At 62.6% G+C, this 12992-nt stretch carries 12 protein-coding genes; 8 read left to right on the top strand and 4 right to left on the bottom strand.

Features of this window, described 5'->3' with window-relative positions; translation table 11 throughout:
* Positions 1–621, top strand: a 621-nt coding sequence (locus ASD03_RS07715) for a ThuA domain-containing protein (protein WP_057212600.1), incomplete at its 5' end; no start/stop codon positions are given.
* Between the two features lie 5 nt (positions 622–626).
* Positions 627–1769 (top strand): Gfo/Idh/MocA family oxidoreductase, encoded by a 1143-nt coding sequence (locus tag ASD03_RS07710; RefSeq protein ID WP_057212618.1) that lies wholly within the window; start codon positions 627–629, stop codon positions 1767–1769.
* Positions 1770–1777: 8 nt separating this feature from the next.
* Here ASD03_RS07710 and ASD03_RS07705 read toward each other — a convergent pair whose 3' ends face one another.
* Both ASD03_RS07705 and ASD03_RS07700 read right to left on the bottom strand, forming a co-directional pair.
* A complete protein-coding gene (locus ASD03_RS07705; protein WP_025428077.1) occupies positions 1778–2794 on the bottom strand; it encodes a substrate-binding domain-containing protein in 1017 nt (338 codons plus the stop codon).
* Between the two features lie 65 nt (positions 2795–2859).
* Complete coding sequence (locus ASD03_RS07700; protein WP_239637579.1) at positions 2860–4083, bottom strand: alpha/beta hydrolase; 1224 nt, start codon at positions 4081–4083, stop codon at positions 2860–2862.
* Positions 4084–4417: 334 nt separating this feature from the next.
* Here ASD03_RS07700 and ASD03_RS07695 point away from each other — a divergent pair, with 334 nt between their 5' ends.
* From ASD03_RS07695 to ASD03_RS07670, 6 genes are read left to right on the top strand one after another with little or no spacing between them, the layout of a single operon-like run.
* On the top strand, positions 4418–5473 hold the full coding sequence (locus ASD03_RS07695; RefSeq protein ID WP_057205801.1) for a dipeptidase: 1056 nt from the start codon (positions 4418–4420) through the stop codon (positions 5471–5473).
* 49 nt (positions 5474–5522) lie between these two features.
* Positions 5523–7163 (top strand): ABC transporter substrate-binding protein, encoded by a 1641-nt coding sequence (locus tag ASD03_RS07690; protein ID WP_025428074.1) that lies wholly within the window; start codon positions 5523–5525, stop codon positions 7161–7163.
* Positions 7164–7205: 42 nt separating this feature from the next.
* Positions 7206–8249, top strand: a complete 1044-nt coding sequence (locus tag ASD03_RS07685) for an ABC transporter permease (RefSeq protein WP_025428073.1) — start codon at positions 7206–7208, stop codon at positions 8247–8249.
* Complete coding sequence (gene nikC, locus ASD03_RS07680) at positions 8246–9178, top strand: nickel transporter permease (protein WP_025428072.1); 933 nt, start codon at positions 8246–8248, stop codon at positions 9176–9178. Before ASD03_RS07685 ends, nikC begins: the two co-directional genes overlap by 4 nt.
* The gene (locus tag ASD03_RS07675; RefSeq protein ID WP_025428071.1) at positions 9175–10008 is read left to right on the top strand and encodes an ABC transporter ATP-binding protein; all 834 of its coding nucleotides are present in this window, start codon (positions 9175–9177) and stop codon (positions 10006–10008) included. Before nikC ends, ASD03_RS07675 begins: the two co-directional genes overlap by 4 nt.
* Entirely contained in the window at positions 10005–10769 is a 765-nt protein-coding gene (locus ASD03_RS07670; protein ID WP_025428070.1) for an ABC transporter ATP-binding protein, read from the top strand. Before ASD03_RS07675 ends, ASD03_RS07670 begins: the two co-directional genes overlap by 4 nt.
* A 192-nt stretch (positions 10770–10961) precedes the next feature.
* Here the strand turns inward: ASD03_RS07670 and ASD03_RS07665 are convergent, their stop codons facing one another.
* Positions 10962–11699 carry a hypothetical protein gene (locus ASD03_RS07665; RefSeq protein WP_038576354.1) on the bottom strand — a complete coding sequence of 246 codons (738 nt, stop codon included), beginning with the start codon at positions 11697–11699 and terminating at the stop codon, positions 10962–10964.
* Between the two features lie 60 nt (positions 11700–11759).
* Positions 11760–12992 carry a class I SAM-dependent methyltransferase gene (locus tag ASD03_RS07660; protein ID WP_025428068.1) on the bottom strand — a complete coding sequence of 411 codons (1233 nt, stop codon included), beginning with the start codon at positions 12990–12992 and terminating at the stop codon, positions 11760–11762.

Raw genomic sequence — 12992 nt, 5'->3', positions numbered from 1 at the left:
CTGAGCGAGGAGCGACTGGCGAAAACCGATGTGCTTCTGTGGTGGGGGCACAAGGACCACGGCGCCGTCAGCGACGAGGTCGTCGAGCGCGTTGCCAAGCGCGTCTGGGAAGGCATGGGCCTGATCGTCCTGCATTCCGGCCATTTCTCCAAGATCTTCAAGCGGCTGATGGGCACGCCCTGCGCATTGAAGTGGCGCGAGGCCGGCGAGCGTGAACGGCTCTGGGCGATCAACCCGCGTCATCCGATCGCCGAGGGCATCGGCGAGAACTTCGTGCTCGAGAACGAGGAGATGTACGGCGAGCAGTTCTCCGTGCCGGAACCGCTCGAAACCGTGTTCATCTCCTGGTTTGCCGGCGGCGAGGTGTTCCGTTCGGGTCTGACCTGGCGTCGGGGCGCCGGCAACATCTTCTATTTCCGCCCGGGTCACGAGACCTATCCGACCTATCACGACGCCAACGTGCAGAAGGTGCTGCGCAATTCGGTCAAGTGGGCCTACAACGTCGACAATCGCTACACGGCGATCCATGACGCGCCGAACGTGCCGGTCGAAAAGGCGCTGGAGCCGATCGTCGAGCGTGGGCCCAGGCTACATCAGGCCGGCGAAGCGGGTTACAGGTGAGCATCATGCGTCTTCTCGTTGTTGGAACCGGCGGCATGGCCAACAGCCATGCCCAAGCCTTCGCTCAGATCGAAGGCGTGGAAATGGTGGGAGCGGTCGATGTCGACCCCAAGCGCGCCAAAGGCTTTGCCGAGAAACACGGCATAGCCAATACGTTCACCTCGCTCGACGACGCCATTGCCTGGGGCAAGTTCGATGCGGCGACGAATGTGACGCCCGATAAGGCGCATCACCCGACGACACTGGCATTGCTTGCCGCCGGCAAGCACGTGCTGTGCGAAAAGCCGCTGGCGGAAAACTACGCCAAGGCGGCGGAAATGGCCGATGCCGCCGAGCGATCGGGGCTGGTGACCATGGTCAACCTGACCTATCGCAATGTCGCGCCGCTGCAGAAGGCGCGGGCGATGGTGCTGGCCGGCGACGTCGGCAAACTGCGTCATCTGGAGGCGTCCTATCTGCAGAGCTGGCTCGTCTCCAAGGCGTGGGGCGACTGGGCGACGGAATCGCAATGGCTCTGGCGGCTGTCGACCAAACACGGCTCGAACGGYGTGCTGGGCGATGTCGGCATCCATATCCTCGATTTTGCCGGTTATGGCGCCGGCACCGAGGCCGAGCGGATCTTCGCGCGGCTGAAGACCTTCGACAAGGCGCCGGGAAACCGSATCGGCGAATATGAYCTCGACGCCAAYGACAGCTTCGTCATGACGGCCGAGTTCRGCAACGGCGCCATGGGCGTGATCCATGCCAGCCGCTGGGCSACCGGCCATCTCAACGAGYTGCGGCTGCGGCTGCATGGCGACAAGGGGGCGCTCGAAGTGGTTCATACGCCCGATGGCTCGACGCTTCGCGCCTGCCTCGGCACGGATGTTGAAACGGCAACCTGGCGTGATGTCGATGCCGGCACGGTGCCGACCAACTACCAGCGCTTCGTCGCCGCGGTTCGGGATGCCAAGACGGTCGAGCCCGGCTTCCGCCATGCGGCTCGAGATGTCGATGCCGGCACGGTGCCGACCAACTACCAGCGCTTCGTCGCCGCGGTTCGGGATGCCAAGACGGTCGAGCCCGGCTTCCGCCATGCGGCRAACCTGCAGAAGGTGCTYGATCTGGCGATGGAGACCGAGGCGGAAAGGCGCGAACTCTCGGTCTGATAAACGCCTCAGCCGGCCGGCGGGGCGGTGGAGTTGCGCATGACCAGCTCCACCGGCCAGACCTCGTTGAGGTCGGCGGCCGGCGTGCCCTGAAGCAGATCCAGAACCATTTCGGCGATCCGCGTTCCCGCAGCGCGGATTGACGAGCGTGTGGTGGTGAGCGTTGGGATCAGGTTCTCGGGGCTGAGATACGGAAAGACGTCGTCGTGGGCGATCAGCGAGATATGTTCGCCGACCGTCATTCCGGCGCTGCGGATTGCCCGCATGGCGCCGAGTGCCGACATCATCGAGCCGGCCAGCACCGCCGTCGGCCGGTTCTCCTGAGCCAGAAACCCCTGCATCAGGCGAAAGCCCATCTCGTCGGTGAAATCGCCGTTGCCGAGCAGGTTGGGATCGATGCCGATGCCGCGAGCGCCAAGCGCCGCCGCATAGCCATCCTGGCGGTGTTCGGTAAAGGTATAGCCGCGATGGCCGTTGACGAGCGCGATGCGGCGATGACCGAGCGCGGTCAGTAGGTCGGTTGCCTGGCGGATCGCGCCGTAATTGTCGATGTCGAGAAAGGCGAAATTGCCTGCCGTCTCGGTTCGTCCGTGCAGGACGAAGGGCAGCCGCAGGTCTGTCAGCAGAGCGATGCGGGGATCGTCGACCGCGGGCGAATGCAGGATCACCGCATCGACGCGCTTGCTGGCTGCAAGCCGGCGATAGGTCGCAAGCTCCGCTTCCCGACTGTCGACGGTTGAAAGCAGGATATCGACGTCGGCCTGTTGCAGCCGGCTACCGAGCCCACCCATGAACTCGCTGGTGTGCGGGCCGAAATCGCCGCCGCCGCGAAAGACGATGCCGATGGTGCCGACGCGTCCGGTCGCAAGCCCAAGCGCGCTGGTGTTCGGTCGGTAACCAAGTTCGGCCGCCGCCTTCAGCACCCGTTCGCGCGTCGCCTTCTTGACTTCCGGATAGCCGCTGAGCGCGCGGCTGACCGTCGTTTGAGATAGCCCCAGCCGGCCTGCGAACTCCTTGAGATTCATTTCATTTTCCCGTTGCCGTGGAGATCATAGCCTACCGGGCTTTGCCCGTGCAACAAGGCATGGCGTCAGGGGGCAACAGTCGAGCCGACGGTATTTTCCACTGATTGGCCAAGACGACGGACCTGATTGCCGTAGTTGGCGCGGGTACGCGGGTCGAAGATCATGATCGGCGTGGACACCGCGATGCTGGCAGCACTGCCGACGGTCTGGGCGGTGCCCAGCGCCACCGCGCCGACGCGTTCGCCGAGGCCGACATCGGAATCGGTCACCGTCTGCCCGGCGATCAGCCGGTTGCCGAGCAGTTGCACAACCTCAGGGCTTTCGGCGAATTTTCCATGATTCAGCTTGTCGCCGCCCTTGAGTGCCGTCAGGTCGAGAACGGTGATACCGGCCTGTTCCAGCTGGGTGCGATAAGGCTCGACCGTCGGGTCGATCTGCCCGAGCCGATCGATATTGCCGGAGATCCGGCGCGAGAGGTTGAGCGCGCGGTCGTCGCGTGACACGAACAGCGTGAATTTCGGCCGTGCCTTGCCCATCGCCTGGATCTGCTTGCCGAACACGTCGACGTCGAGATCCGGCGAGGCGAGAATGACGTCGGTAATCTTCGGTGCAATGCGGCCGTCGCGGATTGCCATCTGTCTGAGCGCCTCGACCGTGACCCAGGATCCCATCGAGTGGGCCATGACGGTGATTTCGCCGACCTTCGGGTCGCGGGAAGCGCGGCGCAGCAAATCTTCCAGCGCATCGCGGGAATAGTTGGTGCTTTCCTTGTCGTAATTGTAGTCGAAGACGCTGGCGCGCGACGGCCAGGTGAAGATCACCGGCGCGACGTCCGTTCCTGAATCGTGGACGATCTGGGCATAACGATAGACCGCATCCTCATAACGGTTGTTGAAACCGTGAACGAAGATCAGCACGCGCCGGCTTTTCGGCAGGTTGCCCTTCAGCCAGGACTGCGCATCATCCTTGCCCTTGAGCGGCGTTACGCTGACCGTTGAAAACTCGCGTTCGGGATTGGCCGGCAGTTTCTTCGGCCATTGAACCTGACCGACCTCGCGGTTCTTGCCCGGCGGGATCGAGACGACGATTTCCGTCAATGAGAGTTCGTCCGAGCGCTCACCGCTGAAAAGCACGCCCGGCTCAGTAGAGGGCGCGCGGGTGGTGGCGACCAGCAGGTCGACCTCCGAAGCGCCGCCGGCCGTTCCCGAGGGAACGAGCACGCCGACGGGCCGGCTGGCGCAGGCTGCGAGAAAGGATGCCAGGAACAATATGCTGGCGACGCGGCTGATTTGGCCCGGTCGGCCAGCCAGAGAGAACAAACGCAGCAACAAAACCCCCAATGCCGCATCATGCGGCGTGCCGATCCGTCATCGGGACCAGGCAATTCTCTTGCCTGAGAAATGGCAGGATTTCTGCCCTCGGAATAGCTTTTCGGCCTGTTCGGGACCTTTCTGGCGTCGCACGTGCGGCAAACATGCAACATTTCGCGACAGGCGGCCCTGGGTAAAACCCCTCGATATTCATTGAAAAGGGTTTGACCTTTCAATAGCATCCGATCTTCCTTCTTTCGGTGCGGCATCGCATGCCTCATCTGATCTCCCTGAAAACATAAGGAAATCCGGAATGCAGGCGGTTTTCGATGGCCATAATGACGTGCTTCTGCGGCTGTGGCAGAACGCACGCAAGGGAAGCGACCCCGTTGCCGAGTTCGTCGAGGGTACCGATAAGGGGCATATCGATGCGCCACGTTCGAAAGCCGGCGGTCTCATTGGCGGTCTCTGCGCCATCTACGTGCCCTCCGGCGATCTGGTGCTGGCGGGGCCGGACGAGAACGGCCACTATGTCACGCCGCTCTCGGCACCGCTCGAGCATTTGCCGTCGCTCGGCGTTGCCGTCGAGATGGCCGATATTGCGGTTCGTCTCGACCGCGCCGGTGCCTGGAAGCTTTGCCGGTCGACGGCGGAGATCCGCGATGCAGCCGGGCAGGGCACTTTTGCATCCGTTCTGCACATGGAAGGCTGCGAAGCCATTGGTGCCGATCTGTCCGCACTCGAAACCTTCTACGCCGCTGGCCTGCGTTCGCTTGGACCGGTGTGGAGCCGCCACAACGTCTTTGCCCACGGCGTGCCCTTTGCCTTCCCGATGTCGCCCGATACGGCGCCTGGCCTGACCGAGGCCGGCTTCGAACTGGTGAAGGCGTGCAACCGCTTGGGCATCCTGATCGATCTCGCCCACATCACCGAGAAGGGCTTCTGGGATGTCGCCAAGACGAGCGACCAGCCGCTGGTTGTCAGCCATTCGAACGCCCATGCACTGACGGCGGTTGCGCGTAATCTCACAGACAAGCAGCTGGATGCCGTCAGCGAGAGCAAGGGGCTCGTCGGCCTCAACTACGCAACCACGATGCTGCGCGCCGACGCGCAGGAAAATGCGGCGACACCGCTTTCCGATATGGTCCGCCACATCGACTACATGGTCGAGCGCATGGGCATCGACTGCGTCGGGCTCGGTTCGGACTTCGACGGCGCGACGATACCGGAAGACATCGCCGACGCTGCGGGCAGCCAGAAGCTCGTTGCCGCGCTTAGTGGCGCCGGATATGGTGACGCCGAACTGGCAAAGATATGCCGGGAGAACTGGCTGAGAGTTCTGGGGCAGGCTTGGCACGAGGCCGCCTGATCCATGAAGAAGAGCCCCCAAAGGGCACAAACGAGGGAACTGCAAAAAAATGATGCACAAGCTCAATGGACGTCTTCGTCTTCTGACCGCTTCGGCAGCGCTGGCCATGGTGATGGCCGCGACCGCACCGGCCTTTGCCGAAACGCCGAAGGACACGCTGGTCGAAGCCTTTGCGATCGACGACGTTATTTCCATGGATCCGGGCGAAGCCTTCGAGCTGACCGCGGCCGAAATCACCGGCAACACCTACAGCATGCTGGTGCGCCTCGACATCAACGACACCACCAAGATTGTCGGCGATCTCGCCGACAGCTGGACGGTTTCCGATGATGGTCTGACCTATACGTTCAAGCTGAAGTCCGGCCTGAAGTTCGCCTCCGGCAACCCGGTAACCGCTGCTGATGTCGCCTGGTCGTTCGAGCGCGCTGTCAAGCTCGACAAGAGCCCCGCCTTCATCCTCACCCAGTTCGGCCTTACCGGCGACAACGTGACGGAAAAGGCCAAGGCCGTAGACGATACGACCTTCGTCTTCACCGTCGACCAACCCTATGCGCCGAGCTTTGTCTTGAACTGCCTGACGGCGACCGTTGGTGCCGTGCTCGACAAGAAGCTGGTGCTCGAAAACGTCAAGCCGGTCACGCCAACGGATGACTACAAGTACGACAACGACTTCGGCAACGAATGGCTGAAGACCGGCTATGCCGGTTCGGGTCCGTTCAAGCTGCGCGAATGGCGCGCCAACGAAGTCATCGTTCTCGAGCGCAACGACAACTACTATGGCGAACAGGCCAAGCTCGCCCGCGTCATCTATCGTCACATGAAGGAAAGCTCGGGCCAGCGCCTGGCGCTGGAAGCCGGCGACATCGACATCGCGCGCAACCTGGAGCCGGGCGATTTCGACGCCGTTGCGAAGAATGCCGACCTCGGCACGACCAATGCGCCGAAGGGCACGGTCTATTACATCAGCCTCAACCAGAAGAATGCCAACCTTGCCAAGCCCGAGGTGCGCGAGGCCTTCAAGTATCTGGTCGATTACGATGCGATCGGCTCGACGATCATCAAGGGCATCGGCGAGATCCACCAGAGCTTCCTGCCGAAGGGCGTGCTGGGTGCCCTCGACGAGAACCCCTACAAGTTCGACGTCGCCAAGGCGAAGGAACTCTTGGCCAAGGCCGGTCTCGCTGACGGCTTCACCGTCACCATGGACGTGCGCAACGGCCAGCCGGTCACCGGCATTGCCGAATCCTTCCAGCAGACACTCGGCCAGGCCGGCGTGAAGCTGGAGATCATCCCCGGCGACGGCAAGCAGACGCTGACGAAGTACCGTGCCCGCAACCACGACATGTATATCGGTCAGTGGGGCATGGACTATTTCGACCCGAACTCGAATGCCGAAACCTTCACCAGCAACCCGGACAACTCCGACGAAGGCAAGAACAAGACGCTTGCCTGGCGCAATGCCTGGGACGTTCCGGAACTGACGAAGAAGACCAAGGATGCCCTGCTCGAGCGTGACAGCGCCAAGCGTGCGGAAACCTACAAGGAACTGCAGAAGACCGTTCTCGGCGAAAGCCCGTTCGTGATCATCTTCCAGCAGACCGAAGTTGCCGGCTACCGCGGCAACGTCAAGGGCCTGAAGCTCGGCCCGAGCTTCGACACCAACTTCGTTGCTGGCATCTCGAAGGAATAACCCGAAAGGATAGTTCCCTTGAGCATGAGCGGAACAGAACGGATGGGCGGGCGCCGACGCGCCCGTCCGGCGAAGATCATGGGCGCCGTGTTGCGCTTCCTCGTGATCGTCGTCACCACCTATCTCGGCCTTCTGGCCGTGACCTTCTTCATCGGCCGGGTGATCCCGATCGACCCGGTGCTCGCCGTCCTCGGCGACCGGGCGCCGACGCATGTCGTCGAAAGGACGCGCGAGGCGATGGGGCTGAACCTGCCCCTGTACCAACAATTCTTGATCTATGTGCGCCAGGCGCTGACCGGCGACTTCGGTATTTCAGTGCTGACGACCAACCCTGTGATGACCGATATCCGCCGCGTGTTCCCGGCGACCATGGAGCTTGCGACGCTCGGCACCCTGCTCGGCGCCATCTTCGGCGTGCCGCTCGGTGTTCTCGCTGCCGTCAAGCGCGGCAGCATCGCCGACCAGATCGTGCGCATTATCGGCCTTGTCGGCTATTCCGTGCCGATCTTCTGGCTGGCGCTGCTGTCGCTCCTCGTGTTCTACGCCCGGCTGAAGTGGGTCGCCTATCCCGGCCGTATCGATATCGTTTTCGAATACACCTTCACGCCGATCACCGGCTTCTACCTGTTCGACGCGCTCTGGCAACGTCAGTGGGATGTGCTGTGGGACGTCTTCCGCCACATCATCCTGCCGGCATCGCTGCTCGGTTATTTCTCGCTGGCCTATATCAGCCGCATGACGCGCAGCTTCATGCTCAATGAGTTGCAGCAGGAATACATCGTTGCCGCCCGCGCCAAGGGGCTCTCGGAATCCCGCATCATCTGGGGCCATGCGCTGCGAAATGCCGCCGTGCCGCTCGTGACCGTGATTGCGCTTTCCTATGCCGGGCTGCTCGAAGGTTCGGTCTTGACCGAAACCGTCTTCGCCTGGCCGGGCCTTGGCCTCTACATCACCAATTCGCTGCAGAATGCCGACATGAATGCCGTTCTCGGTGGCACCATCGTCATCGGTTCGGTCTTCATCGGCATCAATCTGCTGTCCGATCTTCTCTATCGGACGCTTGACCCAAGGACGCGCCAGCGATGAGCACCGTCACTGAAACACGCCCGATGACACGCCGCGAATGGCTGTTGTCCGACCGGCCGCAATCGCGCACCCAGGCGCGCCTCGGCCGCGCCTACATGACCTGGCAGCGCTTTTCCGCCAACAAGCTGGCCGTTCTCGGCCTGTTGATCCTGCTGGCATTGGTGTTCGTCGCCGCTTTCGCCAACGTGCTGGCACCGCATTCGCCCTATATCGGCGACCTCGCCAATGCCCGCTTGCTGCCGCCCGGCACCCAGGGTTATCTGCTCGGCACCGATGATCTCGGAAGAGACATTCTCTCTCGGCTCATCCACGGCTCGCGGCTGACGCTTGCCGTCGTGCTTTTGGTCGCGATCATCGCCGCACCCGTCGGCCTCATCGTCGGCGCGGTCGCTGGCTATGCCGGCGGATGGGTCGATGCGGTGCTGATGCGCATCACCGATATCTTCCTCGCCTTTCCGAAGCTGGTTCTGGCTCTCGCTTTCGTGGCAGCGCTTGGCCCGGGCATCGAGAATGCCGTCATCGCCATCGCCATTACCTCCTGGCCACCCTATGCCCGCATTGCGCGCGCCGAGACGCTGACGGTGCGCAATTCCGACTACATCGCCGCGGTGCAACTGATGGGCGCGTCGCCGACCCGCATCGTCTTCCGGCATGTGATGCCGATGTGCATGTCGTCGCTGATCGTGCGCGTCACACTCGACATGGCCGGCATCATCCTGACGGCCGCGGGCCTCGGCTTCCTCGGCCTCGGCGCACAGCCGCCGCTGCCGGAATGGGGCGCGATGATCGCATCCGGTCGCCGCTTCATCCTCGACCAGTGGTGGGTTGCCACCATGCCCGGCGTCGCGATCCTGATCGTCAGCCTCGGCTTCAACTTGCTTGGCGACGGCCTGCGCGACGCGCTCGACCCGCGGGAGAGCGGACAATGAACCCGCTTCTGACCGTTGACGACCTGAAGGTCTCGTTTCCAACCCGCACAGGGGTGGTTGAGGCCGTGCGCGGGGTCTCGTTCACGCTCGGCCGCGAGCGCCTCGGCATTGTCGGCGAGAGCGGCTCCGGCAAGTCGCAGACGGGGCGGGCGATCATGGGTCTGACGCCGGCGCATGCGCGGGTCACGGCCAAGACGCTTTCCTTCGAAGGCATCGACCTGCTTTCGGCCGCGCCGAAGGTGCGTCGGGATTTGCGCGGCAAGCGCATCGCCATGATCCTGCAGGACCCGAAATACTCGCTGAACCCGGTGATGAGCATCGGCCGGCAGATTGTCGAGACCCTCAAACGCCATGAGAGCGTCAGCCGCGCGGAAGCGCGTGAGCGGGCGCTTGACATGCTGGAGGCCGTGCAGATCCGTGATCCCGGGCGCGTCTATGATCTCTACCCGCACGAAGTCTCGGGTGGCATGGGGCAGCGCGCGATGATCGCGATGATGCTGGTGGCTGGCCCGGAACTTCTGATCGCCGACGAACCGACTTCGGCGCTCGACGTGACGGTCCAGCTCGAAGTGTTGTCGATCCTCGACAAGCTGGTCGCCGATCGCGGCATGGGCCTGATCTTTGTTTCGCACGACCTGCGGCTGGTGTCGTCGTTCTGCGACCGCGTCATCGTCATGTATGCCGGAAAGATCGTCGAGGAACTGGCCGCTTCCGACCTCGCAAACGCCAAACATCCCTATACCCAGGGCCTGTTGAACTGCATGCCGGCCATCGGTTCCGATCGCCATCCCCTGCCGGTTCTTGATCGCAAACCGGAGTGGGCCCTATGACGACCGCCACCGTATCCGTCGAAAATCTTGTCGTCACCTATGACGAGTTCAAGGCGCTGGACGACGTCAGCATCGACGTCGCGCCCGGTGAATCCTTCGGGCTCGTCGGTGAATCCGGTTCGGGCAAGTCGACCTTGCTTCGCGCGGTCGCCGGCCTTGCGCCGGTGACGTCAGGCAAGGTCCGCGTGCATGACCGGGTTCTGATCGGCAACCGCCGGGACAAGGCGTTTTATCGCGACGTGCAGATGGTGTTCCAGGACCCCTATGGTTCGCTGCATCCGCGCCAGACGATCGACCGCCAATTGCTCGAACCTCTCGCCATTCACGGCGTTGCCGATGGCGAACGCCGCATTCTGAAGGCGCTCGATGAAGTCGGCCTCGGCTCGGGCTTCCGCTTCCGCTACCCGCATCAGCTGTCCGGCGGCCAGCGCCAGCGCATTGCCATTGCCCGGGCGCTGATCCTCGAGCCCTCGATCCTGCTTCTCGATGAGCCGACTTCGGCGCTCGACGCCTCCGTGCAGGCCGAGGTCCTGAACCTGCTCGAACAGGTTCGACGCGACCGAAAGCTCACCTTCATCATGGTCAGCCACGACCTCGGCGTCGTCACGCACATGTGCGACCGCCTGGCGGTGATGCAGAACGGACGGGTGGTCGAACGCCTGTCCTCGGCGGATCTTGTCGCCGGGCGGATCGGCGAAGAGTACACGCGCAACCTGATGGTTGCGAGCAAGGGCTTCCAGCGCAAGGGTGCCGCTGCCTGACTTCAAGGGTTGCACAGTTGGGCCTGACAGGGCCCGACTGTGGTCCAAGGACCCTGGAATAGTTGGGCCTCTCGTTGAGGCGCGCAGCGCGCGACGAGGAGCGCGCGTCACATATGGACGCCATGGCGCCTTTAAGCACGTGGCATTGATTTCTCCCGCAACCGATTCCGATTTTGGAAGAAAAATAAGGCGTTAGCTTGCCTTCTCCCAGATCGATGTGGCGTTGGCAATGACCTTGCGGATGTTGCGCTGCTCGCGCCACTCGCGTCCCATGTCGCGAATGACCGGCTTTCTTTCCGGCGAGAAGATGTAGTTGCGGTAGCCTGCGACGTAGCCTTCCAATGCCGGGTTGACGCCGGAATAGAACTGCTTCTCCGGGTCGCGCGACAAGTCCATCATCTCGGCGCAGCGGCGCGCGAACGTCCCGCGCAGGATAGATGGGGAGGTCGTGAATTTCGGGAAGGTGCGGAAGAGCGGGATCTTGATCCCAAGCAGGCGGCCATACTCGTTTCGCTGATGGAAGTGCCCTTTTCGGCGGATATCCCAGTTCTGATCGGCGGTGTGAAACGACACCTGCATGATCGACGGATCGGCAAAGGGGGCCAGCAGATCCTCGCCCACGTCGCGCAGCGCGACCCAGTCGTCTTCCAGATGGAAGACATAGTCCGACGTGGTCGCGGCCCATACTCTTGCGACTGCGGCGCAAAAACCCGGATGCTGCGGTTCGGAGATCGTCGCGTCGGGGAAATGGCCGCGAACGATGTCGACGCAGGCGGCATGATCCTCCGGCGAGCCGAAGACGGGATCGAGATTGAGATGGGCGATCCCCACATCAAAACGGCATAGGACCTTTTCACGGAAGCTGTTCAGCGTTGCTGAAAGCAACTCCGGTCGCCTGGTTGCGACAATGCAAAGATCGATCCTGGACATTGTGCTCCTGCCCGATGCCGTTTCCTTCGCCGTTATCGCGGATTTTGATGAAGAGTTGGCCTAAATCAAGCGGACGAATGGTATGGCGACGACGAAACGACCGCCCCAGGCGCGGATGGTGGCATTGTCAGCGACGATCTCGTCGGTCAGGTTCCAGGGAAGGATAACGAGATAGTCCGGCTTGGCCACCTCCAGGTGGCTCGGCGCATGCACCGGGATGTGGGTGCCGGGCAAAAGCTTGCCCTGCTTGAGGTCGTTGCGATCGACCGCAAAGGCGATCTCGCCGGGCTTCACGCCGCAGACATTGAGGAAGGTATTGCCCTTCGCGGCTGCACCATAGGCAGCGACCGTCTTGCCCTCGGATTTGGCGAGAGCGAGGAAGTCACGGAATCCCTGGCAGACAGCGGCGATGCGCGTATCGAATTTCGCGTAGGTCTCCATCTGCGTGAGGCCAGCGGCCTCTTCGCTCGCACGTATCGATGCCAGGCGCTCCGTCGCCGGGCGCGTGCCGGTTTCGGTCTGGGCGAAAACCCGTAGCGAGCCGCCGTGGGTCGGCAACTCTTCCACATCGAAGACCTTCAGGCCGGATGCTGCAAAAATGCGTTCAACCGCCGCCAGTGAGAGATAGGAATAGTGTTCGTGATAGATCGTGTCGAACTGGACGCCTTCCATCAGGCGCAGCAGATGCGGAAACTCGAATGTTGCGACGCCATCCGGCTTCAGCAGAATTGCAAAGCCGGCGACGAAATCGGCGATGTCGGGCACGTGCGCCAGCACATTGTTGGCGGCAGTCAGGTCCGCACGGATGCCGCGGGCAACCAGGTCCGTTGCCGTCTTCCGGCCGAAAAAGGCGACCTCGGTCGGAACGTTGCGGGTCTCGGCGATCTTGGCCGCGTTGGCTGCGGGCTCGATGCCCAGAACCGGAATATCCTTGGCGACGAAATATTGCAGCAGGTAGCCGTCATTGGACGCGATCTCCACCACCTGCGAGGCTCCATCGAGCTGGAAGCGCTCGGTCATGGCATCGGCGTAGCGACGGGCGTGATCGAGCCAGCTGCTCGAAAAGGAGGAGAGATAGGCATAGCCATCGGTGAAGATTTCATCGGCCGGCACGGTTTCCGTCGTCTGAACGAGCAGGCACTCGGAACAGACCATTGCCTTTAGCGGGAAGGCGCGTTCACGCGCGATCGCTTCCTCGGTCGGCTCCAGGAAGGAGTTGGACCAGGGGGTCGATCCCAGATCGGCGACGACGGTCTTAAGCGGGGTCGAGCAGAAGCGGCAGTTGTGGGACAT

It is taken from the genome of Ensifer sp. Root127 (genome assembly GCF_001425225.1).
In the GTDB taxonomy this organism is placed as follows: domain Bacteria; phylum Pseudomonadota; class Alphaproteobacteria; order Rhizobiales; family Rhizobiaceae; genus Ensifer; species Ensifer canadensis.
This window is presented reverse-complemented; position numbering and strand designations above follow the sequence as displayed.